This is a genomic window from Fimbriimonas ginsengisoli Gsoil 348, from assembly GCF_000724625.1.
GTDB lineage: Bacteria > Armatimonadota > Fimbriimonadia > Fimbriimonadales > Fimbriimonadaceae > Fimbriimonas > Fimbriimonas ginsengisoli.
The window spans coordinates 1,687,303-1,711,161 of record NZ_CP007139.1; the positions used below are offsets into that span (position 1 = coordinate 1,687,303).

Below are 23,859 nucleotides of genomic sequence, written 5' to 3' on the forward strand. Positions count from 1 at the left end.
GGTACCCTTTAGGGCTATGACGGTCCGCGAGCTGCGCGAGAAATACCTGCGTTTCTTTGAGTCGAAAGGGCACCAGCGGTTTCCGGCCGCCTCGTTGGTCCCTTACGACGTCACGGGGCGACTGGATGAGTCGCTGCTGTTCACCGGCGCGGGCATGATCCAGTTCAAGCCGTTTTTCCGCGGGGTGGCGCGTCCCGACCACCTCCGGCTGATTACGTGCCAGCCGTGTGTCCGCACCGGCGACATCGATGAGATCGGCGACGACACCCACCTGAGCTTCTTCGAGATGCTCGGCAACTTCTCGTTCGGCGATTATTTCAAGGCGCAGGCGATCGCCTTCTCCTGGGAGTTCCTAACCGACAAACAGTGGCTCGGCCTCGACCCCCGGCGACTGTCGTTCTCGATCTTTGAGGACGACGAAGAGGCGTACAACGAGTGGGCGTTCTGGCTCACCCCGGCGGGGCTGGAGCCTGCGTCAAGGATCGTTCGGCTGGGGGAGGAATCGAACTATTGGCCCGCAAACGCCTTTAGCGCCGGCCCTCCGGGACCCTGTGGTCCGAACTCGGAGATGTTCTACTGGACCTCCAAAGAGGAGCCTCCAGGGAACGACTACACCCAGGAGGATTGGGTACGCGACGAAGCGGCCGGCAAGTGGGTGGAGATTTGGAATGACGTCTTCATCCAGTACGAGTGGCAAGGCCACCTCAAGGACCCGAGCAATTCGAAGCTCGGCTATGAGAAGGACGGCATGCCCGAGCTGCCGTTTAAATCGATCGACACCGGCATGGGCTTGGACCGAACCGCTATCGTGCTCGGCGGCCACAAATCGATCTACGAGATCGACGTCTTCCAGCCGATCTTCGCGAAGATCCGGGGTTTGCGTGGCGCCGGCGTCCCGCCGGCTGGTTCACGGGAAGAGCGCGCGGAACGGATTGTGGCCGACCACCTCCGAACCGCATCGTTCTGCATCGCCGACGGCATTCTCCCCGGCAACACCGGCCGCGGCTACGTGCTCCGGCGTCTGATCCGCCGCGCGACCCTTCAGGGTCAGCGGGTGCTCGGCTTCAACGAGCCGTTCTTGCACATCGTATATGAGGGGTTGGTGGAGTCGATGGGCGACTTCTACACCTCGCTCATCGACCAGCGGGAAATGATCGTGGAGACTCTCCGAAATGAGGAGACGCTATTCCGACGGACGCTTTCGAACGGGCTGCGGCTCCTCGCCGAGCAGATGGATGCCCTCATTGCGCAGCGCAAGTCGAGCTATAGCGGAACCGCTGCGTTTCAGCTCTACGACACCTACGGATTTCCACTCGAAATCACCCAGGAAATTCTGTCTGAGAGCGGCTTCACCCTGAATGTCGAGGCGTACGAAGCTGCCCTTGCCGAAGCCCAGATTCGCTCGCGGAAAGCCCAGGGGGACACCTCCGCTTACGGCGGCGTGACCGCCGCCGAGGAGTTGACTGCTGACGACGCGCCTGGCTTCACCACTTTCCTCGGTTACAGCGGCGTCGACGCCGAGGCTCGTGTCGTCCGAATCCGTCCGGCGGGAGAGGGGTTGCTCGTAGCCCTCGACCGAACCCCGTTCTACGCGGAGTCCGGCGGCCAGACCGGCGACCACGGAACGCTCACCTTGCCCGACGGAACCGCCTTACCGGTGGACAACACCACCAAGAGCGGCGGCACCTTCTGGCACCACGTGTCCGCAAAAGAAATAGAACCGGAGAAGCTCCTCGGACAAACCGTTCGAGCCCAGGTCCTCGGCGCCCGCCGCGACCGGATTCGGCGCAACCACACCGCGACCCACCTTCTCCAAGCCGCATTGCGACAGACGCTGGGGACGCACGTGGCCCAGGCCGGTTCGTACGTCGGGCCGGATAACCTCCGGTTCGACTTCACCCACAGCAAGGCGATGACGCCCGAGGAAATCGAGCGGGTGGAGCGCTCCGTCAACGAGCAGGCGCTCGCCAATACGGAGGTCACGACCTACGTCGATCTACCCATCGACGAGGCCCGAGCCAAAGGCGCGATGGCGCTCTTCGGCGAAAAGTACGGCGACCGGGTCCGCATGGTAGAGATCGGCGACTTCAGCCGCGAGCTCTGCGGCGGAATCCACGTCCGTACCACCGGCGAGATCGGTCTGTTCAAGATCGTAAGCGAGTCGTCCGCCGCCAGCGGAGTCCGGCGAATCGAAGCGATCACCGGCGAAGGGGCGTACGAGTGGGTTCTGGAAGAAACAAAGCGCCTGCGAGAAGCAGCCGCCCTGCTCAAGACCTCTCCGCGAGAGCTGGTCCCCGCGATCGAACGGACGGTGGAAGCCGCGAAGGAAGAGCGCCGCCGCCGCGAAAAGGCTGAGATGGCATCCATGGGTGGCGGTACCGCCACCGCCGAGCGAAGCGATGCCATCGATGTCGGACCGGTCGTGCTTTGGCGTCGCAACTTCGGCGACGTCGACCCGAAGCTGGCGGCGAACGCCGTGGACAACGCCGCCGCCGCGAAGCCGAACCAGGTGACCCTCGCCGCCGTCGTCTCGAACGGCAAGCCGCAGTTCATCTGTAAGTGCGGTACGGACGCGGTTACCGCCGGCGCCCACGCCGGCAACCTCCTCCGGGAAGTAGCGAAGATCGCCGGAGGAGGAGGCGGAGGCCGCCCCGACTTCGCCACCGCCGGCGGCCGAGACGCCGGCAAGGTTGACGAAGCGCTAGAAGCCGCGGCGAAGATCCTGGCCACAATGGTCGGAGTCAGCGCCGACTAATCCCATAGCGTCGGTTACCTAACATCAAAGGTTCGGGCCACCGAGGTGGCCGTTACCGGGTTGAAATGGGCACGGGAGATTATTAAGGGGGCTCGACTCCAACGACCTGAGCTGGGTCAGCGGAAGCTCCAAGGTCGCGCAACATGGGGCAAATGGGTCCTGGGTCTTTCGCAACCCGTGCTACCATCGGTACGTACCTCCGACCGCTTTAAACGAGGTCTTTCCAATGAAACACTCTATGACAACTGGCCACCGAATGCGCCGCACCGGCCTTCGCGTCGCGATGGGCGCGGGCTTGCTGGCCTCGCTTGCCGGCGTTTACGCTTTCCGCAGCCTCACCGCCCGTCCGGGCGAGGGAGCGCTTCGCTTTGTTCCCGCCGACGCGCTGGCCGTGGTCAGCATCGACCTCTCGCCGAGTGCGTCGCAAACCGTCGCTTTCAAGAAGATCGACGACGCCCTCGCCCGCAACGGGTTTGACGGCATGGTCGAGAAATCGCTTATCGACATCTTCGACGGCGGCACCCCCGGCGCCGATGCCCTGCGCCCGCTGACCACGCGGAGCGGCGCGGTCGCCCTCCTGCCCGGAGCGGATGGAACGATGAAACAAGCGAAGGGACTTGCCCTTCTCGCCGTGACCGACGGCGCGGCGGCCCAGGCTGCGCTCGACAAATTCGGCGCCGTCCAGTATTACAAGGGCGCCAAGTGTTACAAGTTTAAGAACGGAAAAAGCTCCTACATGCTCGAAGGGGACACCCTTCTTGTCGGAGAGAACCCCGCCTCCCTTTACCGGGCCCGTCAGGTCATAAGCGGCGCTGCTCCCGCAATAACCGCCGACGCGCAGTTCAACGGAGCAAGAACGCACGTTGCCGACGACGCGAATATCAAGCTGTTCGTTTCGCCGAAGCTAATGTCCTCACCCGAGATGCAGCAGGCGAGCGGAATGATGAGGGACTGGATGGCGGTGGGAGTCGCGATCCGCGACGGCGGCATCGGCGTCAGCTACGCCAGCCTCGTCGACCTTACCAAACAGCCCGCCCTCGCTCAGATGGGTCAGATCCCCGGGATTAGAAGCGACCTATTCAAGGTACTTCCCGCGGGAGCTTACGGCGCCACCGTGCTCTCGCAACCGGCCACCTATTTCGAGTCGGTCGAAGGGAAGCTGAGAGAGGACAAAAACGTTCAAAAAGAGATGTCCGAGATGGAGGAGAGCCTCCAGAAGGAGACCGGCATGGACTTCCGCAAGGACGTCCTTCCCGCTTTCAAGGGGAACGCCGTTGTCGCCGCCTACCCGGCCTCCACGGGTGCGGCCGCGGGCGCGGACCTGCTCATCGTGCTCGACGACTCGAACGGCGCCGATCCGGCCAACGCCACGGAACGGTTCCGGAATTGGGTGGAACGGCAGATGGAGAAGGAAGGAAAGCAGCAAGGCCCGCTCTGGACCGACCGCCAAGCCGAGGGGGCGCACTTCTTCCGGATCAGCGACAAGGTCGAGGCCGATCTTCGCAAGTCGATGGGCGAGGGAATGGACGCCAATCAGATCAACAAGAGTGCCCTTGTCGACAGCAAGACGGTCGCTTGGGCGGTCGTCGGACGAGCCGTTCTCGCTTCCACGAATCAGCAGCTTCTAGATCGGGCGGTCCAAAGCTACCAGCACGGCGTCGGCGGCCTGGAGACCGATCCGAAGTTCGGTCCGATTGAGAAAGATCTGGTGGATGGATCCCAGCAGATCATGATGTTCTCGCTGTCTCGCATCGCCGAGGGCGTGAAGAACACAGTAAACACGAGCAAGATGGATAAGGACGGCCGCGGGATCTTCGAGAGCGTTCTCGACGCCTTCGCCAACCTGGACCAGCCTCTGACCATTAAAGGGAAGATGCAGTCCGACGGCCGCGCCTCCGGCGGCATGTTCATCCCGCTCGACTACGACAAGTTGCTCGACTTCGCGGGCAAGATGAAGAACAAAAAGTAGCGGCTAAGTTAGCGGTTAGCAGTTGGCGGTTAGCGGTTGTTCCTATCGCTAACCGCCGTTGTATTTAGGGTCGGTAGAAAGCGAGGTGGACCGGCAGGTGCGAGCCGCTGGCGGGGATGAAGCCGAGCTTGACGGTTTTGGCGCCGGAGCGGAGGAAGATCATCGGCTGGTTCGGTGTCGAGAGCACGCCGGAACGCGGTAAGCGCACGATCTCCTTGCGTCCAGTCTCAACCTCTTCCACGGTGACGACCCCCTTATACAGGCCGCCTCGAGGGGCGATCGCTCCGACAACGCCCTCGGCGTTCTTCAGCGTCACTTCGTAGGTCACCCCGTAATTACCGGAGAGGGAGACCTTGGCGCCGCTCAGTACATCCTGTCCTTCCTCGGCCGGGTCGTCGCCTGGGTCGCCGATGATCGCCTTGGCGGGAAGCGTCGTGGCCAGGTCGAGGGTAAACCGGCGAGCCGCGCTCGGAAAAGTGCCACGAACGTGGTTCGTGTCGGCAGGCAAGGGCGCTAGGGCGAGGAGCGAATCCGTCGATAGAGCATCTTCCCCGATCCCCATCGCCACCGTCAATTCGATCTTTCGATCCGAGCTGAGGTCGGCCATCAGACTCGCTCCGGTTCGAGGCGCGAGCAACGGAGAAACGTAGATAAGCGCTGATTCGCCGGCACCGAGCTGAATCCGCGAATCTTGGCGGCCAGTCAGGAACGAGAGCAGCGTCACCTGCCCCAAAACCCCCTCGACCCGCGCCGGAGCGGTATCTCCGATCCGCGCCGTGCGAACCGTCGCGGGAGCATCCGATACATTTCGAGCAACGACGTACAGGCGAGCGACCACCGAGGCGTTGTTCATGTGATACGCCAGTAGCCGGGCTTCGCCGTCAAAGGTGTCCTTGTAGAGCAGCCCCACGCGCTCCGGGCTTTCAGGCGAGTCGGAGAACAAGAATTTCGGACCCGCAAACGCCACGTCCTGCCGCGGCAGGGTAGGGCGCGCCAGGGTGTTGTCGTCCAGCGTGTCTCCGACTTCGCCGTACTTCACGGCGAAGCTCAAAGGCGAATTGACGACTCGGTCGGTAATCGTAATCGTGCGCGTAAGCCGGTTTCCGCGTCCCGATCCGTTCACCGCATCTAAGGCGATCGTCACCGGACCCGGCTTGTAGTAAGCCGGCTTGAGATTGCTCCAACGAAGCCCGAACGGCTCGCCGAGGGGGTGGAAAGAGAACTCCTCCACCTTGACCGGCTCACCGATGCCGTACGAGTCCTTGTCCGTGGTGAACCTCGGCTGGGGCAGCGCCGGATCGCCGCCGCTCTCCCGGATGAGGGTGATGTAAAACTCACCCCCTTCGCCCGCCCTAAGCTTCGCCCCGATTCCGTCGGCGAGCAGCTTGGCGCTGATGAACATCGTATCCCCGCGTTGCACAAGATTCCCGTCCAGTGGGATCGAGGAACCACCGAGAAGGATCTGGTTGAAGGTCCCCGAAAACTGAAGGGAGCCGACCGTCTGAAACCCGCCGCTGTTACCGAGCGACATTCCGAGCATCGTCAGCGTTTCGCGAAGCGGCACCATCGTCCGGCCCTGGATTTGGACGGGCGGAGTGGAGTAGTTCGCCGATGCGCCGTTTACAGAAGCCCCGGTCTGACCGGCTTTGCCGATAAGCTGCTGAGTTCCGGCCTGGCCGCCGCTGAATGCCAAGGCAAGTAAGCAAGAAACTAATGAAAGCGCCATTAGGGAGCCCTGATGATACTGTCTCGAGGGCGGATGGCGAGTTTGCTGGCCGCCTAGTGGGTCGCGGGGTTCGGGCGATGGCTAAGTGCCCAACGGGCCATGAGGGCGGCGATGACCGTGAAGAGAGCCCCCAGGAAGAAGGGAGAGCCCGGGATTTTCACCGGCGAGGGGCCGGTGAAGTAGCCGAAGACGACGGTGAAGATCGGCGGACCGATGACCCCGGTCAGACTCTGAATCGCGGTCAGGGCTCCCTGAGCGGCTCCCTGCTCAGTTTCGTCGAACTGCTGCGACACCAGACTCTGAAGGCCGGGCCCGCCGACGAAGCAGGTGGTCCAAACGACCATCGACATGAGCATCATGTAGCCGCTGTTGGAACTGCCCATCGCAACGAAGCCGATCAGGTTGAAGAGGAGGCTGATCCAGATAAGGCCGACGTCGCCGTACTTCGCTTGAAGCACGCGGATCAGCCAAAGCTGGACGATCATGGAACAGACCCCGAGCAGCGCCAGCGATAGACCGTTATCGCGCTCGGCCCAGTGGAATCGGTATTGCGTGTACAACACCCATACGCTGGGCGGAACCTGCTGGGCCAGCCATAGGATTCCCGCGGTCCCGGCGAGCATCATCACCCACTTCTTGCGCGCCAGAATGCTGAGCGATTTGAAGGGGTTGACGTTCGACCAGGCGAACGCGCGGCGATGCTCCTTTCCCAGCGATTCCGGCAGGACGAAGTAGCCGTAGAGGAGATTCACCCCCGACGCCACCGCGGCGGCCCAGAAAGGCACCCGCGGTCCGAAGGATCCAAGCAGGCCTCCCAACGCCGGACCGACGATGAAGCCGAGTCCGAAGGCGGCGCCGACCATTCCGAAGTTCTGAGACCGTTTCTCGGGCGGGCTGACGTCGGCGATGTAGGCGGTGGCGGCGGTAAAGCTGGCGCCGGTAATGCCCGCAATCACCCGGCCGAGGAAAAGCCAACCGACGGCCGGGGCCACGGCCTGGATGACGTAGTCGAATCCGGTGAAGAGGAGGCTGATGAGCAGCACCGGGCGACGGCCGAACCGGTCGCTCAAGTTGCCCAGGATCGGGGCGCAGAGGAACTGCATCAGGCCGTAAACGGAAAGCAAGACCCCGTAGGTACGAACCTGGTGCTCGTGCGGCCCACCGGCAAGCTGACCGACCAGCTTGGGCAGCACAGGGATGATCAGCCCGAACCCGATCACGTCGATCAGAAGGGTGACGAAGATGAATGCGAGCCCCGCCGGCCGTTGGTCTCGTTTCGCCTGAAGGCTGGCCATGAACCGGAGATGATATCCGATCTAACCGGACGCTACGCTTTAACGGTCGGCTCGTAGGCGACAAGAGTGGGGCCGTATTGCCGGATCTGCTCTCTGAACGGCTCGGCCTGGGCGCGAAGCTCGTTCTGTCGCTCGCGGAGCCGGACGGCCAAATCGACGAGCTCTTCTTGGGCGGAAAGCAGCTCCCGCCGCATTGCCACATCCTCCCGGTGGATCTTTTCCAAGATCGATCGTTCTTCGTGCGGGGGGAGGGCGTAAGTGGAGGCGTGCCAGAACTGATCTTCCAGTGCGCGGCGCCACACGAGTAGGTCGTTCCATAGCTGCGATTCGAAATCGCGAACGCGCTTCAGGTTCTCCGGCACGATGTCGGCGGCGGTCTCGATTCCGCGGTCGTGCAATTGCGACAGCTTGCTACGCCCCTGGGCCGAATCGGCGGCGAGGATGGAGTACTTCCTCAAGTAGTGCTCCAGGTCGGCCCGGTGGAGCTGGCGCACCCGCTCTTCGCGAGCGGTCTCGTATCGCTTGTGGTTGTTTAGTAGTCCGTGCCTCAGGGTATTCAAGTCGCTCAGGCGCATCTCGTACACGTGCGCGTCAGCCTTGGAGGTCCACTCCTTCCAGAGCGATTCCAATCGATCGTTCGCCTTGCGGACGCGGCGGCGGACCCGCTCCACGAAGAAGCACTGAACGACGAAGATCACGATGGCGAGCGCCAGCAGAATCTGGACCGCCGGTCCGATCCGGATCAGCTCTCGCCCGAAGACGATGGACAGATAGATCACCCAAAACCCGGAATGGACGCCGCGAGCCAAGATCGGCCGGACGATCCACCTTTGCCACCCAGGGAGCTCGGCGGGGGCAAGCTGTTTGTAGTCGATGGGCGCGGGCGGATCTTCGACCTTGGGAAACGGAAGGGCGACCAGCCGTTTCCAAACTTCCTCGACGTCGAAGTCGGCGGCGGAGAGGGGATCGAGGGGAGCGGGGCGAAAGAGGGTGACGTTCCACTTCTCTTCAAGCGAGCACCAGGGGCAGCGACGCTGACCGTTCCAGTGGACGTGGCTGCCATTGACGTCGCAGGCGCCAAGCGTGCCCTCCAACTCCTTCAACGCGCCGAACCACTCGCGGGCGCTCGGCCGGACCGGCTCCGCGGGGTCGAAGGCGCGCTCGAACAGCTCCTTGATTTCGGGAGGTAGAAAATCCAGATCGAGGTGCGGGGGCGGCGCGACCGGCACTTGCCTTCGGTCGGTGAACACATACCAGCCGCGTTGGATCGACTCTTCCAGCGGGACGTCGACGTCCCGTTCGGGCCGCCCGGCGAACGGATGCCGTCCGAAGACGAGGGTCTGAAAGATGAGGACCGCCAGCGCGAATCGGTCCTGGTCGGCGGTTCTCTCCGTCCCTTCGAGCGATTGCCCCTGCAATTCGGGGGCGAGCAGCTCCGGCTTGCCGACCTTACAGGGGTAAAGGGTGTTCTCGACGCGGATCTGGAACGAGTCGGCGTCGATGATCTTCACCATCGCGTCGGGCCCCACTAGGATGTTCGACTCGTTGAGGTCGCCGATCACTAGATCGTGGTCGTGGGCGTGGTGGACGCAAGTCGCGAGGTTACGAGCGATACGCACGAGGTATGCCCACGATCGGTTCGGCGCGTGTTGAAGACGCGATCGGATCTGATAGGCGGAGTGAAGCGGCTGCCAGCCCTCGAGCGACTCCATGACGAAGCCGACGGTTTTATCCTCGGCGTCGCAAAGGCGGCTCAGCGGCCAGGCGGCGACGCGCCGCAACCGCTTGTTGCTAACGTCGATTAGGCCGTGGAGCTTGGCGTCGCGGGTGTATTCCCACTCCTTGTACAGCTTGGCGACGACGTCGTCGCGTCCCTGGATCCGGTAGACGATCCCCTCGCCCCCTTCGGCGATGACCGACCCAAGGCGGTACTCGCGGGAATCTCCCGCGAGGAGCGCGCCGGGGCCGTAGTCGGAGGCAAGCATTTTCTAAGTCCTACGAGCGACGACGATGGAGGTGTCGTCGTCCGTTCGATTGGTCACCATTTCGGAGGCCAGCATATTCGACAACCAGGCTTCGGCGGCAGAGTCGTTTCCCTGGGGAGCCCGAATATTTCGGAACACGGTCTGGAAAAACGCCTCGTGGGGCGCATCGGTCCCCGGATGAAGAACAAGGCCCTGGATTCCATCAGTAAACAGGGCTAAATCCTGTATAGATCCTATCACTTCGCGCACCTTGAGATGCTCGTGAGCGGTGGTCATTGTGACGAAATAGGTGGTGTTGAGAAACTCGCCCTGGTCGGGGATGATTGCGGTTTCGTATCCCTCTTCGATGCGGAAGACGGCGGCGCCGTCGCCTACCTGCATGAAGATCGACTTCTCGGGTCCGACGGCGGCGGCCACGAGGGTACAGGCGAGGTCATCGATCGGAACGTTCTGATCTTTGGCGGTGAGGGCGACGACGTCCTGGATCGCGGTCAGAACCGCGGCGGGGCCATCGGACGCCAGTCTCTGCGGGGCGGCGCCGAGGAACGTGGTGACCGCGACCATGGAGCCCAAATAGGAGCATGGAGCCGAACCGGCGCCGTCCGAGACGGCGGCATACAGCGTTTCCCCGATCACGCGGCAACCGGCCCAGTCGGCGCACGTCTTGCCGGGTCCGGCGCGGCGGGCGTAGGCGTGAGCCCACTGGCCCGTCGTCACGTTCATAGCTGGATCTCGCCCCACGCCGACGGCGACGGCAAGTCGAGCGCGGTACCGGGAACGCCCCGGCTTACCGGCTTCAGCGACTGCGAAAGCCACACGAACATCTCGCGGTACCTCGCCTCGCGCAGCCACACGGGCGAGCGCGGCGCGCCGATCTTCTTCAGCACGTTGACGTCCGCATTGTCGGTGCCGATGGTGAACATCTCGATTCCGCCCGATTTGACTTCGGCCTGCACCTCGTCACACGCCTCCTGCCAGGCATCGGTCGGCTCGCCGTCGGTGACGAGCCAGATCCAGGGGCGATAGTAGGGGATGCCGGCCTCGCGATAGGCGCGCTTCCGGGCTTTGACCTGCTTGATGGCGAAGCGGAGCCCTTGGCCGAGCGGGGTGTTTCCTTCCGCGTGCAGCCGAGGAGGGAGCCATCGGTCGACGGTGACGAAGTCTTGGATAAGCTGAACCGGGCCAAAGGTGATGACCGCGATCTCGACCCGCTGGGAGGCGAGGCGGTCGCCAAGGAGGTCGCTTCGGAGGACCTGGAGGCCCTCGTTCACCTTGTGAATGTGGGGCGCCATCGAGGTCGAGGTGTCTTGGAGGAGCACCACGGGGCACCGCCGCTCGGAGTTGAGGAACATCTCCTCGCTCAGCGGTTCAAGCTCGGGAAAATCGTGCCGGGACGTGTCCATGGTTAAGGGACCAGCGTCCCTGGTTCATGTTACAACGTGAAGGGGCGATGGGTTCCAAAACGTCGCTCGGGTGTTGGGGTGTTGAGGTTTTGGGAAATTCGTTTTAAAATTTTACTTCTGTATCTTCGGAGCGCTGGAGTAGGTATCCGTTGGTAGCTCTTTCAGGTCGTTTGATCGATTAGGATCCGCTGGCCCGAACTTTCTTCCTTCCCTGAAGCGACAACTCGTTGTCGGGGTGTTTATTTTGAATTTTATTGCCATCAAATCATTTGCGAGGCCCTATCTGGGAACGATAGCCTGCCTCGGCGCACTGTTCGTCATCGGCTGTGGAGGCGGCGGTGGGAGTCAGGGAAGTGGCTCGTCCACGGGAACCGCTTCAGGGCTAAGCACGGGGAGTTCCACTGGGTCGTCTGGGAGCCACGGCTCGACCGCCACCGCTTCCGGTACGGGATCGACGACAGGTTCTACCACCGCTTCGACAACGGGAACGACCACTGCTTCGACCACGGGATCTTCCACCGGCACGACGAGTACGGCTACGGGGACCACGAACGGGACCGGCACTGGGTCTACAACGGGGACGACCACCGCGTCTACAACTTCCTCGACAACCGGGACAACGACGGGGACGACCACTGCGTCGACAACCGGGACCACGACGGCGACTAGCAACGGAACAGCGACCGGCACCTCCGGTACCACTACCGGAACAGCGACTGGAACGACCGGGACTACTAACGGATCTACGACCGGCACATCCGGTACCACTACCGGATCTACGACCGGGACCACCACTGGATCGACAACAGGGACCACGGGGACAACCACGTCATCGTCCACCACTGGAACGTCGACCGGAACTACTGGCACGACAACTGCGTCGACGACCGGCACGACGGGGACCACCACTGGGACAACTACTGGGACCACCACCGGGACATCGACGTCGGGAACTACGACGGGGACCACCGGCTCAACGACTGGCACCACTGGCGGCGATCCGTTTCTTCCCGGATCGACCGCCCTCTACATTCCACGGACCGGTGAAGCTGATCTTGTTTTGGGCGATCTGAACGGGAACCAACTGCTCCCGCTAGCCCACCTCATAAATCTTACTGGCGCTCGTTTCAGCCCCGACCGTAGGCTTCTCTACTTTATCGGCACCTTCAGCATCGAGGACTCCGGCATCTATTCCATTCGTCGCGATGGCACCGGTCTTACCAGGGTCGTTGACTTCAGTCTTCAGGTTCAGCCCTCGTGCTTCACCGTAAGCCCGGACGGTACCCGGCTCCTTTACGCTCAGGACACCACTATTTATGAATGGAATCTGGCAAGCAGATCTGCGCGACCGATATATTCCGGAAGGCCTTTCGGTGGCATCGATTGGGATCCCCAGGATCGCTTTATCTACCTGGCCGAGTGGAAATTCTCGCACAACGGCCAGTTCGACCTCAAGCGGATGCGAATAGGTCAAACGGTCCCCGAGCTCTTGGGGGTGGACGGGGTTTGCCCACGCTTCAGTCCTGACGGAAATCTTCTCTGCTACGTCTCGGTCGCCCCAAATTCCTCTGGACTCGAGGGATTGGAACCGTTCACCATGCCCGTGACCGAACTCGGTGGAGATCATGGAACCCAGGTCGCGGATACGATTCCGTTCGGCACTATCTGCTTTGCGGGTTCTGTACACAAACTGTATTTGGAGGGGGATCCTTCCATCCTCGATTTGGACACCGGCAATATCCAAAAACTGTCTGGCGTCGCGGCCGGGACCCGAATCTTCGACTGCGTGCCGTTATCGGCGCCTCGGTCTCCTCGACGGAGGCACCGGTAGACCTCGGTCGGAAGATGAAATTCAAGACCGTGGTGGGAGCACGAACGCCTTCGTCAGGTTGTCGACGAGGCGTGAGTCTTTCCTGCCACCTTAACGGAGGGCCGTTGGCGATTTGGTAGGGGGAGAACTTATAGGCAGTCGCGCCACCCAGGGTTAGGGTGATGTGGAGGATTCCGGTTTGTTTTTCGGCGGGGGTTCTTGCGTCGAAGACGAAGTTTCCCAGGGAGTACGCGACTAGGCAACGGCGGTGATGGGGGGCGGGGAGCCAGGCGATTTTTTGGAGGACGTGGGGGTGGTGGCCGAGGATGACGTCCGCCCCGGAAGTCGCGGCGAGGGTGGCGATGTGGATCTGGCGCTCGGTGACGCGCGAGGTCAGCTCGATTCCCCAGTGGCAGGAGATCACGACCACATCGGCAGTCGCCCGAGCCAAGGCGATGTCGGATTTCAGGCGGAGTTCGTCGAGATAGGAGATTCCGGACGCACCGGGGAAGTCGCAGTAGGCGAGGAAGGCAATCCGCAGTCCGTTCTTGCGGAGAACGAGCGGGCGGGGATCGGAGCCGACCGGATGGATACCTACTCGCGTTAGCGCCGAGACCGTGTCATCAAGCCCAGCCTTGCCGGCATCCAGAGAATGGTTGTTCGCCACCGAGAGGATGTCGAAACCGGCGCGGGAGAGACCGGAGGCGTTGGAAGGATCGGCTCGAAGCAGGACCTGCTTAGAGAGGGCAAACGGCCGCCGGGACAGGACACATTCAAGGTTTCCAAACGCGATGTCGGCTTTCCGCAATTCGTCGCCGGAGTCGGCGAAGATGCGATCGACGCCTTCGGCCGAGATCCGGCGACCGACGTAGCGCCCCAGCATCAGGTCGCCGACCGCGGCAAGATCGGCGGTCGGCGAACCGAGGAGGAGAGCAGCGAGGATCGGCGTCAATCGGATTTGGTCTTGACGCGCAAGGGAACGTAGAACGCCTTGGTCCAATCGGGACGGGCGGGGATTTTCCCGGCGTTAAGCTGCTTCTTCCACGCCTCGTCGGTCATTCGCTGCGAGGAAGGAACCAAGAACTCGAAGTAGGACAGCGTACTTCCCCGGGCCAGGAACAACTTGCCGTCGATCGGGACGACCGCGAACAGGTGGTCGGCCCGGCCGACGGCAACCGTCAAGGCTTTCCCGTAGGCGGTGTGGACGTCGGCGACCAGCGCCATGTCGAGGTCGTCCTCGGTAAGGGTGTTATAGCCGGTGGCCGTCTTCATGATCTCAACGTTGGCAGACTCGAGCTCACCTTCGATGAACCGAATCCGGTTGTGCTCATCCTTAGTCAGCCGCTTTCCGGCCAGCTCCTTGTCGCTCACACTCGACAAGAAGGCGATGAGCTTGTTCGCCTCGATGAAGTTGTCCGCGACCTGGTTCGACAGGAACCCACGCGCTTTCAACCCGCCGGCGGTCTGGTGCATCAGAGCCAACATCCGTCGATAGAAGGCGACGTTCGGCTCGACGTACCCCTTGACCGTTACCGGCTCCTCACCGTCGCCCATTTCCGCGTTGGATTGCTTGCCGTAGAGAATCGTATCGTGCCGAAGCTCGGCCCACGAGGCGAGGGCCGTGTAGAGCGACTTCTTGCCCCAGGCGTCGCTCCTCATGAATTTCGGATAGTTCCGTGGAGGGCTCGCGATGGTGGCGCGAAGAGAATCGAGCCAGGAGGAATAGAGATCTCGACTCCAATCCGATTGGCTCCGATTGGCGAAAGCCGCTTGCAGCCGATTTCGCTCGGATCGATACGGCCGCCAACCTTTCGGGTTGTAAACGGATGGGTGGGCGTCGAGAATCGACTTTGCCTGGGGGCTGCCGAGAACGGCCATCACGTCGAGCGGGCTCGGGAAAGGTCGCTTGTCGGGATCGCAAAGCGTCTGCAGGATCATGCTGTCGGGTATCGCCCGCTGCCCCATGAAACGGAGTTGCACCTCGCTCGGATTCGTTCCGTCCTTCAACTTCGGAACGATCGACGCCGGGCGGAGCTTGGACACGGCGGTCGCGAACGTTTTCAGAAGCGCCGGCTTTCCGTAGTCCGAAGTTCTTTTGAAGACCCTCGACGCGGCGGCCTTCCATTCTTGCGGCGTCAGATTGTCGGATTTCCCGGCGAACAGGGCGGTGGCGCCGTAGATTCGTCGCCATCGTCCTTCGGACTTCGAAGCTTTCAGGTCGTCGGCCAGCAGGAGCGCCTGCTGAATCTGCTCGCTAAGGGGCGTGACCGTATGCCCTTTCCGCTGGGCGACCGAAAAGGGGACGAGGCCGTACCACATCATCCCCTTGAAGTACTGCTTCAGGGCGGGGGTGCGGGAGTAGTGGCCACGCACGATGAACTGCGAATAGTCCAGGTCGTAAGGAAAGATCGACGATCTCTGCCGTCCGGTGGCACCCTGGATCTTGCCGAGTTCGAGATCGACCAAACCCCGGGCAGTATCGGGCGCCCTCGCGCCGTCGTTCAAGAGACGATCGGCCACGGCGAAGTAGGCAAGGTTCTTAAGGGCCGGCTTCGCGAGCGGGGTTCCCTTCTGGGCGCGGTAGGTCTTCTCGGCTTGAAGCACCATGTCGTGCGTCAGTTTTCGAAGCTCCGGAAGAAGCGCTTTTTCCTCGACGCCTCGGAGAGTCGACTCGAAGAAAGTGTGATAGATCTGGAGGACGTTGTCGGTGGTGACGAAGCTGGGGATTTCGCGGTAATCGTTCGATCCGTAGACCCAGTACAGCGCTTTATCGTCCGACGGGGCGGTGAAGAACATGTTCTTCCGCAGCGCGGCAAGATGAGGGGCTTTGAGAAAGACCGATTTTCTGACCTTGGCGAGGTTCGAAATCTCGTGCAGATCGGAAGAGAGTGAAGCGGCGCGCTGCGCGTGGGCGGTGGTGCTTGCGGCGAGGCAAATGGCGAAAGTAAGGACGCTATTCGATTTGTTCATTGCAGTCCGCCGAGGTCCATCCGAATGGGCTTGCCACTCACAACAACGGCGATCTTGCCTCTGTAACGAACAAGCTTTTCGGCCGTTTCTAAGACCTTCTCGGATCCCACGCTAGAGAACCCGAAGCCCGACCATCGCAGGCATCTTACGGCAACTTTTCCGCCGAAAGTCCTTTCGAGTGTCCATAGGGTTTGCCCTCTGCCACGGTCTCGGGGGCCTAGACAGAAGTCGACGAGAGGCCGTCCCACGGTGGAGCCGAGCCACTTCTTGTGCAGGTGGCGGCCGTCGAACGTGTAGAAGAAAACGGAGGTGTGGGGCTCCGGGATATATCGGGTGGGCTTGAGTACGCCGACGGCAAAATCGGGCGCTCCGTCGCCGTCCACGTCGCCGACTTGAAGCTTCCAAGGATTCCATCGCCTCCGGGCGATGGAGGCCACCATTCGTTTCCCTCGATAGATTCGTAGCGGCTCCGCCTTCTGCGGATCGAGAACGGCCCGGTACGCAATGCCTTTATATTGGAACGGCTCGGTCCACGTTCGAGGGGGCGGTGGGGGTGAGGGGGCCATTCTCGGATAAGTGTACTGACTGGGCTAGTGGCGTCCGTGATTTGGGTCGCGGGCGGGCGTCGACTGAAGTCGAAACACGGCATGCGAGCTAAAGCTCGCGACCCAGGGCCCCAATTCCTTGGACGTCGGAATGGTCCAAGTACTTATACTAGGTTCCTCCTTCAAGACCGACTCCAGCGCCGGCTAAGTGCGATAACCAAGGGAGATTCGAGAGGGGTGTATGAGGATTAAGCCGGTTGGGATTTCTACGGCGGGATTGGGGTTGCTGATTGCGGCGGGATGCGGCGGTGGCGGCGGCTCGTCGACGGCTCCGGTCGACCGACCGGAGGGGAAGGTCGTGACCGATAATCCGCGGGGGTGGGTTAGCTGGGCGGATCTGCAGCAGATTCCGCTGGACTCGCAGCTCCAAGCAAGAATTTCCGACCACGGCACCGACGTATACGAGCGGCCCGTTTTCCTGCGCTCGACTTACGAGGAGGGGGGCGATAAGAAAGCGCTGATCGAACCCGCGGTCGGTGCGGCCGACGGCGAGGGAGATTCGGGGACCCCGGTTCTGTATAAGGGGAAGGTAGTGGGCGCCATTTACGCGGGCGCGGACATCCACCACCTCTATGTCCGCAGCATCGAGCAAATGATGGAGGCAACGAGAAGCTGGGGAGCCGCGCCGAAGATCTTCGTCTCGACGACGGAGCCGGACTTTATCAACGCCCTTCTGAAACGGCAACCGGCCGACTTTGCCAAGCGGGTCGTGGTGCAGAGCCCGCCTAAGGTGGGAAGTGCGGCGACGCGGGCGATCGATACTCACCCGATTCCGGGGCGCAAGTTCGCGGCAACGTTCGTTAGTGGTCCGGATGTCAGCATCTACACCCTCGCGACCTTTACTCTGCAGGCCGCGGACGGGCGGTGGCTCGCATCCGGCCACTCGATCGAGGGTGCTGGCGCGGGGGCGGGCGCTCGCAAGCTGCCGGTTTCGACCGCGTTCGCGGACGGGCGGCTCGACAACGGGGATATATGGGCTCATCCGATCGGCGTCGCGTACGGCACGCTCACGAACGACACCCAATACGGTTCCGTAGTCGACGCCACCGCCAATCGTGCCGTACTGACGCCGCTGATCACGAAGTACGCCCTCGACGGCGTCGGCTTCACCACGACGCACCAGGTCTCGGACGACAACGACAGTGATGAGGAGCAGTTCGCGACCCAGTCCGGACTGTTGACCGGGATCTTCCACACGATTGGCGCTTCCCGAAAGCAGGTGCACGGGAACGCCGTGCTGAAGGTGACCTACCCGGATGGCACAATTAATACGTACGACTTCACCGCCGACCCTAACAACTCCGGCGAGCTTCAAGGAACCGGCGAAGACGTGTTCTTCAGCATCGAATTCTGGGTCCAGGACAAACTCTCCGGCCTCGTGAGCCTAGAAAAGGAACCGTCGAAGGTCGAACTGACGGTCGATCTCGTCAGTGGTCCACCCACACCGCCCACCGCGAAGAAGGCGAAGTGAGACAAGTCAGCCGGACCTCTACCAGGATTTACAAATGGTCACGGTGATCCTTCTTGCCCACCTGACGAAGTTCCCTTTTGCCTTGGCATCGGATATTGCTCGCGAGTCGGACCTAATCGTGGTGGCGGAGCCGGGCAGAAATTCTTACATGCCGGTTATCAAGAGGGTGATCGGCTCTCGAACACCTGTAACTTTGGGAGAGATTAGCCTCACTCCAAATCCTGGACACTTGGCACATTCAGACATCTTTTATGGTGTTCGGTCGACAATGATTCTCTTTCTCAAACGCGGAAAGAACGGATCGCCGGTCTGGACGCCGGTGGACTTCCTGCATGATCACATCCCGCTGACCGGCGGTAAGGCAAGCGCCAAGTGGTGCCCCCTTCGGGATGAAAACGGAAACCCTGCCGGCTCGGGAGTTGCGGTGCCGACTTTACTCACCTTCCCGGCTTCGCTGCGGTATTCGAGGGGGAAAGTTAGATGGCAGGAGATCGCCAGGTGTCTGCAATCCATGCCGGGGGCGCCACCCAAGGCGGCGGCTCGGTGAGCCGCGGCACCTGAGACTCACAGGCGAGCCGGGCAAATGCCTCCCGGTTCTTAGCCAAAACCCTTTGCGACCTTTGCGAGCAATCCGTTACCAGAGTTTCCAAACACGGAGGCACCGGGCTCCACCCCTCCTCAAACATCAGAGTTCAGAAATCAGGCATTAACTTCCGGAACCGCCACCCCCAACCCCCTCCTCCTCCCGCTCGCGATGGACGGGGTAGGCATTCGAAGCGTTGTTTGCCGCGGCGGCAAGAGGAGGGGGCTCCGGAGAGGGTCTAACGTAAAATTGAGGCAGATTCGGCGCAACGACCGGTTGCAGGTCTTGTATCTTTTTCCGGACGCGGGAACAATAGGAAACGACTCGCCCGTATGTTCGATTTCGGGAACAGGCCAGAGAAATGTTATTTGCCGCCGTACGCGAAAGGGCTAGAACCACCGTTCAGGATCGAACGGCGCTGTTCGAGCAACTTATTAGGGACACGAATAAGCAGGCTTACAGCCTCGCTTACCGGTTGACCGGCAACAGCGCCGAAGCCGAGGATTTGGTCCAAGAGTCGTTTCTCCGCGCCTACCGCTTTTTCCACCGATACGACGACTCGCTCCCGTTCACGAGCTGGCTCTACCGGATCATGACGAACGCGCACATCGACATGGTGCGCCGCCGTGGCCGAATTCGAACCACCAGCCTCGAAAGCGCAGGCAGCGACGGCACGACCACCTGGGACCTTCCGGACACCGAGGCCGCCCCCGATCGAGTGATGATGGAGAATTCGCTAGAAGAGCCTGTCCAAAAGGCGCTTATGGCGATGACGCCGGAATTCCGAACGGCGGTGCTCCTCGCGGACGTAGAAGGAATGGCCTACGAGGAGGTCGCTGACATTATGAGGACGTCGGTCGGAACCGTGCGAAGCCGCATTCACCGCGGTCGGAAGCAGATAAGGAATCATCTGTTGAAGCACGCACCTCAAACCTACGGGAGTTTCTGCGATGAACTGTAAATCGGTCCAGAACCAGCTCTCGGCCTACCTCGACCGAGAAGTGGCCGGCGACGAAATGCTCGCCATCCGCGCCCATCTGCACGATTGCGACGAGTGCCGCGACGAAGCGGAAGCGCTGAAAATGTTGAAGCGTATGCTCACCGAGAGCCCGGTCCCCGAGCCTTCGGCCGACTTTGCCGATCGGCTCTGCGCGGCGGTGCTCTCCAGCCGTACGTCGATGGACGTCGAAAAGCGAGACAACCGAATTACGTTGCGCGCTTCGCTTATTACCTTCAGCAGCGTTGCCGCCTTTTCGATGGCGCTCACTTTCGCGGCGTTGACAAACTCCCGGCCGGGATCGAGTCCCACGGCCGTTCCGATGTCGGTCGATACCGCGAGCTCGCACGACCTCGCGTTCCAAGTTCAAAGAGATCAGATGTGGGCTACCGGCCTTGATTCAACGAGCGGCGTGCCCGTGATCTCGAGTCCGAGCCATGCGCGGCGCTAGTCATCTGCTCGCCGCCGGCTGCACGTTCGCCCTAGCGGCCGGTGTCGCCATGGGCAGCGGGGCGACGGGTAGCGGCGCAAAACATAGATCGAGGGCGTTCGACCTGCTGTCCCGGACTATGCAGCCGACGCTCAAGGTGAACGTCGTCTCCATCACCCTCCAGCGCGATCCGCGCGGAGAAGGGCAATTTCAAGAGATCAAGCTGGTTCGCTCCAAAGCCGGCAAGCAGCGCTGGGTCGTCACGAAGCCGCTTCGGTTTGCGGGGCGTGAGTGTGTGGACGACGGCGAGCGGCAGCTCATGTACTTTCCCGACCGCCGGCAGTTGACCGACCAACAGTCCGCCGCTAAAGCCCCTTGCGACGCCCCCGAGAAGATCGCATTGGCGAAACGGAACTATACGTTTCAGATTGCCTCGCGGGAAACGATCGCCGGGCGAAATACGGTTTGCGTGACGGCGATTCCGCGAAACCCTGATCTGTTGGTCCGCAACTATTTCATCGACGAAGAGGCGGCCTACCCCCTTCGAGTCGAGACCGTGGGGACCGACGGCCGTGCGAACGTGATGTTCGACACGAAATTCATCGAATATCCGGCGAAGCTCCCGAACTCGGTGTTCAAGCTCTCGGCGGTGCTTGGAAACGTCCACAAGATTACGTACAACCCGCCGGAGACGATGAGCCGAATCAAGGCTCGCGCGATGGTAGGGTTCGTGCCCTTGATCCCGAACGGTTTGCCGATGGGTTTTAAAGTCCAGGAGCTGCAGTACAACCCCGGATCGGAGTGGAAGTCGGTGATGGTTCGGCTCACCGACGGACTTGCGCGGGCGACGGTCTATCAGTGGAAAGGGCAGGATATCGAGTTTCCGGACAGCACGCCGGGCGAATATAACGGAATCAAGCTTCTCATTGTCTCCGACCTCGGGCCGAAGGTACGACAGAAGCTGCTTCAGACATTTGTCTCGCAGGCTACGAGCGACGAAGCAAAAGCGCTTCGCATTTACGGCTCCCGGCATCGGAGCGAGTGGGACCTCCCGATCTATATGGAACCACGACGGATTGGCGAGGCGTTATCAGAAATAGATCGCTTCTTCGAATCGACCGCGCTTCCGAGGGCTAACACGGAAAGCTGAGGTCACCTTCCCGTTCGAGGGGGCGTCCTTTATCTTGAAAAGCAGAGAAGAAATGAGCAAACCTTTAAAGACCTCAACGAACGCTTATGTTCTGATCGCGGCCGGCTTCGGTCTTGGCGCCGTAAGCATGGCTGGTCTATTTCACAGTGCGAACGCCTCGCCCGACTATTCGAGCACGAGCGGCGCCCGCATGCGGGTCGCTTCGGCGCCGACGTCGGAGAGCATGGCGACCCTTCACGCGATCGACTCGTCGTACGAAAACCTCGCCGACTTCGTCTCGCCGGCGGTGGTCGACATCGAATCGGTCCGAAACGGCCGCCACATGGGCGCGAACGGAGAGCGGCTCCCGATCGCCGGCGGCGAAGGGAGCGGGTTCATCTTCCGTCCGGACGGCTACATCATCACCAACGACCACGTGGTCGGCGGCTTCGACAAGGTGACGGTAACGCTCAAAGACGGACGCCGCTTCGTGGGCAAGGTGACCCGGGCCGAGGATAGCGATATCGCCTTGGTCAAGATCGACGCGAAAGATCTGCCGACCCTTGCGATGGCCGACAGCAGCAAGGTTCGCACCGGCCAAACCGTGATGGCGATCGGCGCCCCGTTCGGCCTCCAGCAGTCGGTGACCTTCGGTCACGTTAGCGCCCTTGGGCGGATCAACGCGATCGAGGACAAGATGTACCCCGACCTGATCCAGACCGACGCTCCGATCAACATGGGGAACTCGGGCGGACCGCTCGTCAACATCGATGGCCAGGTGGTCGGGGTGAACACCTCGATTCTGAGCCCGTCCGGCGTCAGCGCGGGGATCGGCTTCGCTATTCCAAGCAACCAGATCCGGTTCATCGCGGATATCCTCACCCAAAAGGGCAAGCTCACCCGGAGCATGCTGGGGCTCCGCCCACAGAACCTTAAGGAGTACCAGAAGCAGGAGATGAAGCTGACCGGCGGCGCTATCGTCGAGTCGGTGGAAAGCAACGGTCCTTCGGAAGCAGCCGGAATCAAAGCCGGGGACGTGGTGGTCCGAATCGGCACCACTCCGGTGTCGAGCCAGCTCGACCTGCGGAACGCGATGCTAGTCTACGCGCCAGGTACTACAGTACCCGTGGAGGTCGTTCGCGACGGTAAGCACCTGACGTTCAATGTGAAGCTCACGGAGTTTAAGCGCCCGGTTAGCGAGCAACTTCAAAATCTGGACGGCAAAACGTTCCAGCTACCGAAGGGTACGGATCCGTTCAAGGACATCCCCAATCTCAAGGATTTCCCCAACCTAAAGGACTTCCGCGGGTTGAAGGACTTCCCCGGGCTAGGCAATCCCGGCCAAGACGAGGAGACCGTTCCTCCGCTCCGCGAGGGGCGGCCAAGGCTCGGAATCTCGGTGGGAGATATCACGGCCGAGGAGCGCAAAGCGCGCAGCATCCCGGCCAGCGTGAACGGAGCCTACGTTGCGCTCGTCACCCCCGGCTCGGTCGCCGAGAGGGCCGGCCTTAAGGAGGGGGACGTCATCGTCGCCCTCGGCGGAAAGTCGATCTCGACGGCGAAGGGGCTCACCGACCTTATGAGCGACGTGAAGCTCGGCGATACGAAGAGCATCAAGTTCCTCCGGTTCGGAAAGGGAGCTCAGATGTCGGAAGAGCGAACGGTCACCTTCAAGTAATCGCGCTGACTGACCAGCGAAAAAATCCCGTGCCGGGTAGCGGCACGGGATTTTTTCGTTTAGTGGAGACGCAAAAGAGCCCGGTGGGGTTTCCCACCGGGCTCTCGTGCAACGGGCGTCGTCTCGCTTTTAGCGGCCTTTCTTTAGGCAGCCGGTGATTTCGACCTTAATGGTCGAGGTTTCGAAACCGTTCTCTTTGGCCTGCTCTTCAATGGCGTCGACGACCGACTGAGGAAGCTTGAGCTCCATCACGTCGCCGGTCTCGTCGCAAACCATTACTTCGGAGCGCTTGCCATGGCAATTCTCTTGACGGCACGGGAAGTAGCCATCGACCACGCCAATGTGGTGGATCAGCCCGACTTCCTGCAGCGTAGAGAGGATCCGATAAACGGACACGACGTCGATCTTGCCGCCGCCCGAGATGATCTTCTCGTGGATGGCGTAGGCGCTGAGCGCCTTCTTGGTGTCGGCCAAAGCGCGAATAACCTGAACACGCGGCATCGTGATGCGGTATCCGGCAGCACGCAGCTCTTTCAGCGAATGCTCTTCGTATACCTTTGCGTCGTCGATCATGGTCTGGTTAGAGGCGACCTGGGGTTCGCGGGAACGTCTTTCTCTCATGGTGATATTATGTGCTTACGCCTTGTTTGGACTGTTGACTCCACCTTGCCTGCTTTTTTCATCTGGTGACGATGCTCGTTGTGTGTCCGACTCACTTGCATCGTTATTGTTCCGATCTTCGTATAATCTTGCCTAGGTTCCCTTGAACCTGCGTTTGTGATAACATCCAAGCCGAACCGAGGGAGCACATGCTTCCAATGAGGAGGAGAAATGCAGTTTTACAACCTGAAGACCCGGTCCCACGTTGAAATCCCGGAATCGGACGTCCGGAAAAAGAAAATGACCCGCAAAACCAAGACGGGTGAACAGACTCGTTATGCGCTCACCGCAACCTACGAAGGCACGCCGCTTTACAAATTTGTGAACGAGGCCACCTATACCTCGTCAAACGCAAAAGAAGTCGAATAAGTTTTTTCAAAAAAACTCACCGGG

The 23,859-nt window shown here is 61.3% G+C and carries 20 protein-coding genes; 9 read left to right on the forward strand and 11 right to left on the reverse strand.

The features are described from left to right. The first annotated feature begins 16 nt into the window (after positions 1-16). Together alaS and OP10G_RS07730 are read left to right on the forward strand one after the other, a co-directional pair. The gene (gene alaS, locus OP10G_RS07725) at positions 17-2,755 is read left to right on the forward strand and encodes an alanine--tRNA ligase (RefSeq protein ID WP_025226463.1); all 2,739 of its coding nucleotides are present in this window, start codon (positions 17-19) and stop codon (positions 2,753-2,755) included. Between the two features lie 238 nt (positions 2,756-2,993). Beyond that, positions 2,994-4,724: a DUF3352 domain-containing protein gene (locus tag OP10G_RS07730; RefSeq protein WP_158409173.1), complete on the forward strand. Its 1,731-nt coding sequence runs from the start codon at positions 2,994-2,996 to the stop codon at positions 4,722-4,724. A 64-nt stretch (positions 4,725-4,788) separates the two neighbouring features. Here the strand turns inward: OP10G_RS07730 and OP10G_RS07735 are convergent, their stop codons facing one another. The 10 genes from OP10G_RS07735 to OP10G_RS24245 form a co-directional block, all read right to left on the reverse strand. Beyond that, positions 4,789-6,450, reverse strand: a complete 1,662-nt coding sequence (locus OP10G_RS07735) for a stalk domain-containing protein (protein WP_025226461.1) — start codon at positions 6,448-6,450, stop codon at positions 4,789-4,791. Between the two features lie 53 nt (positions 6,451-6,503). Beyond that, complete coding sequence (locus OP10G_RS07740; RefSeq protein ID WP_025226460.1) at positions 6,504-7,745, reverse strand: TCR/Tet family MFS transporter; 1,242 nt, start codon at positions 7,743-7,745, stop codon at positions 6,504-6,506. A 32-nt stretch (positions 7,746-7,777) separates the two neighbouring features. Next, a complete protein-coding gene (locus OP10G_RS07745; RefSeq protein WP_025226459.1) occupies positions 7,778-9,730 on the reverse strand; it encodes a protein kinase domain-containing protein in 1,953 nt (650 codons plus the stop codon). A gap of 3 nt (positions 9,731-9,733) precedes the next feature. Continuing rightward, entirely contained in the window at positions 9,734-10,453 is a 720-nt protein-coding gene (locus tag OP10G_RS24235) for a PP2C family serine/threonine-protein phosphatase (protein ID WP_025226458.1), read from the reverse strand. Then, positions 10,450-11,133, reverse strand: coding sequence for a vWA domain-containing protein (locus OP10G_RS07755; RefSeq protein ID WP_025226457.1), 684 nt, complete (start codon positions 11,131-11,133; stop codon positions 10,450-10,452). Before OP10G_RS07755 ends, OP10G_RS24235 begins: the two co-directional genes overlap by 4 nt. A 345-nt stretch (positions 11,134-11,478) precedes the next feature. Then, positions 11,479-12,123, reverse strand: a complete 645-nt coding sequence (locus tag OP10G_RS26720) for a hypothetical protein (protein ID WP_052547614.1) — start codon at positions 12,121-12,123, stop codon at positions 11,479-11,481. A gap of 103 nt (positions 12,124-12,226) precedes the next feature. Then, positions 12,227-12,760 carry a hypothetical protein gene (locus tag OP10G_RS26725; RefSeq protein ID WP_025226456.1) on the reverse strand — a complete coding sequence of 178 codons (534 nt, stop codon included), beginning with the start codon at positions 12,758-12,760 and terminating at the stop codon, positions 12,227-12,229. Positions 12,761-12,794: 34 nt separating this feature from the next. Next, positions 12,795-13,895, reverse strand: a complete 1,101-nt coding sequence (locus OP10G_RS24240) for a CapA family protein (RefSeq protein WP_025226455.1) — start codon at positions 13,893-13,895, stop codon at positions 12,795-12,797. Continuing rightward, positions 13,892-15,913 (reverse strand): DUF3160 domain-containing protein, encoded by a 2,022-nt coding sequence (locus OP10G_RS07775; RefSeq protein WP_025226454.1) that lies wholly within the window; start codon positions 15,911-15,913, stop codon positions 13,892-13,894. The genes OP10G_RS24240 and OP10G_RS07775 overlap by 4 nt, the downstream gene beginning before the upstream one ends. Next, positions 15,910-16,479: an FG-GAP repeat protein gene (locus OP10G_RS24245; RefSeq protein ID WP_144241043.1), complete on the reverse strand. Its 570-nt coding sequence runs from the start codon at positions 16,477-16,479 to the stop codon at positions 15,910-15,912. The genes OP10G_RS07775 and OP10G_RS24245 overlap by 4 nt, the downstream gene beginning before the upstream one ends. A 220-nt stretch (positions 16,480-16,699) precedes the next feature. Between OP10G_RS24245 and OP10G_RS07785 the strand changes: the two genes are divergently transcribed. From OP10G_RS07785 to OP10G_RS24250, 6 genes are all read left to right on the forward strand, one after another. Beyond that, positions 16,700-17,989, forward strand: a complete 1,290-nt coding sequence (locus tag OP10G_RS07785; protein WP_025226452.1) for a hypothetical protein — start codon at positions 16,700-16,702, stop codon at positions 17,987-17,989. A 268-nt stretch (positions 17,990-18,257) separates the two neighbouring features. Beyond that, positions 18,258-18,536, forward strand: coding sequence for a hypothetical protein (locus OP10G_RS26200; protein WP_144241044.1), 279 nt, complete (start codon positions 18,258-18,260; stop codon positions 18,534-18,536). Between the two features lie 397 nt (positions 18,537-18,933). Then, on the forward strand, positions 18,934-19,533 hold the full coding sequence (locus OP10G_RS07795) for a sigma-70 family RNA polymerase sigma factor (protein WP_025226450.1): 600 nt from the start codon (positions 18,934-18,936) through the stop codon (positions 19,531-19,533). Continuing rightward, entirely contained in the window at positions 19,523-20,020 is a 498-nt protein-coding gene (locus OP10G_RS07800; RefSeq protein ID WP_025226449.1) for an anti-sigma factor family protein, read from the forward strand. Before OP10G_RS07795 ends, OP10G_RS07800 begins: the two co-directional genes overlap by 11 nt. Further along, positions 20,007-21,149 (forward strand): sigma-E factor regulatory protein RseB domain-containing protein, encoded by a 1,143-nt coding sequence (locus OP10G_RS07805; protein ID WP_025226448.1) that lies wholly within the window; start codon positions 20,007-20,009, stop codon positions 21,147-21,149. Before OP10G_RS07800 ends, OP10G_RS07805 begins: the two co-directional genes overlap by 14 nt. A 52-nt stretch (positions 21,150-21,201) precedes the next feature. Then, complete coding sequence (locus OP10G_RS24250; RefSeq protein ID WP_025226447.1) at positions 21,202-22,806, forward strand: trypsin-like peptidase domain-containing protein; 1,605 nt, start codon at positions 21,202-21,204, stop codon at positions 22,804-22,806. Between the two features lie 129 nt (positions 22,807-22,935). Here the strand turns inward: OP10G_RS24250 and OP10G_RS07815 are convergent, their stop codons facing one another. Then, positions 22,936-23,427 carry a Fur family transcriptional regulator gene (locus OP10G_RS07815; protein WP_084178898.1) on the reverse strand — a complete coding sequence of 164 codons (492 nt, stop codon included), beginning with the start codon at positions 23,425-23,427 and terminating at the stop codon, positions 22,936-22,938. A gap of 210 nt (positions 23,428-23,637) precedes the next feature. On the opposite strand from OP10G_RS07815, the gene OP10G_RS07820 reads away from it, so the two are divergent. After that, positions 23,638-23,835 (forward strand): hypothetical protein, encoded by a 198-nt coding sequence (locus tag OP10G_RS07820; RefSeq protein WP_025226445.1) that lies wholly within the window; start codon positions 23,638-23,640, stop codon positions 23,833-23,835. Positions 23,836-23,859 lie beyond the last annotated feature (24 nt).

Coding starts and splice junctions, on each gene's coding strand:
- OP10G_RS26725 (WP_025226456.1), bottom strand. CDS start 12,760: ATGATCTCCACCGAGTTCGGTCACGGGCATGGTGAACGGTTCCAATCC.
- alaS (WP_025226463.1), top strand. CDS start 17: ATGACGGTCCGCGAGCTGCGCGAGAAATACCTGCGTTTCTTTGAGTCG.
- OP10G_RS07740 (WP_025226460.1), bottom strand. CDS start 7,745: ATGGCCAGCCTTCAGGCGAAACGAGACCAACGGCCGGCGGGGCTCGCA.
- OP10G_RS07735 (WP_025226461.1), bottom strand. CDS start 6,450: ATGGCGCTTTCATTAGTTTCTTGCTTACTTGCCTTGGCATTCAGCGGC.
- OP10G_RS07775 (WP_025226454.1), bottom strand. CDS start 15,913: ATGAACAAATCGAATAGCGTCCTTACTTTCGCCATTTGCCTCGCCGCA.
- OP10G_RS26200 (WP_144241044.1), top strand. CDS start 18,258: ATGATTCTCTTTCTCAAACGCGGAAAGAACGGATCGCCGGTCTGGACG.
- OP10G_RS07755 (WP_025226457.1), bottom strand. CDS start 11,133: ATGGACACGTCCCGGCACGATTTTCCCGAGCTTGAACCGCTGAGCGAG.
- OP10G_RS07730 (WP_158409173.1), top strand. CDS start 2,994: ATGACAACTGGCCACCGAATGCGCCGCACCGGCCTTCGCGTCGCGATG.
- OP10G_RS24235 (WP_025226458.1), bottom strand. CDS start 10,453: ATGAACGTGACGACGGGCCAGTGGGCTCACGCCTACGCCCGCCGCGCC.
- OP10G_RS07785 (WP_025226452.1), top strand. CDS start 16,700: ATGAGGATTAAGCCGGTTGGGATTTCTACGGCGGGATTGGGGTTGCTG.
- OP10G_RS07820 (WP_025226445.1), top strand. CDS start 23,638: ATGCAGTTTTACAACCTGAAGACCCGGTCCCACGTTGAAATCCCGGAA.
- OP10G_RS07805 (WP_025226448.1), top strand. CDS start 20,007: ATGCGCGGCGCTAGTCATCTGCTCGCCGCCGGCTGCACGTTCGCCCTA.
- OP10G_RS07800 (WP_025226449.1), top strand. CDS start 19,523: ATGAACTGTAAATCGGTCCAGAACCAGCTCTCGGCCTACCTCGACCGA.
- OP10G_RS24245 (WP_144241043.1), bottom strand. CDS start 16,479: ATGGCCCCCTCACCCCCACCGCCCCCTCGAACGTGGACCGAGCCGTTC.
- OP10G_RS07815 (WP_084178898.1), bottom strand. CDS start 23,427: ATGAGAGAAAGACGTTCCCGCGAACCCCAGGTCGCCTCTAACCAGACC.
- OP10G_RS24250 (WP_025226447.1), top strand. CDS start 21,202: ATGAGCAAACCTTTAAAGACCTCAACGAACGCTTATGTTCTGATCGCG.
- OP10G_RS07795 (WP_025226450.1), top strand. CDS start 18,934: ATGTTATTTGCCGCCGTACGCGAAAGGGCTAGAACCACCGTTCAGGAT.
- OP10G_RS07745 (WP_025226459.1), bottom strand. CDS start 9,730: ATGCTTGCCTCCGACTACGGCCCCGGCGCGCTCCTCGCGGGAGATTCC.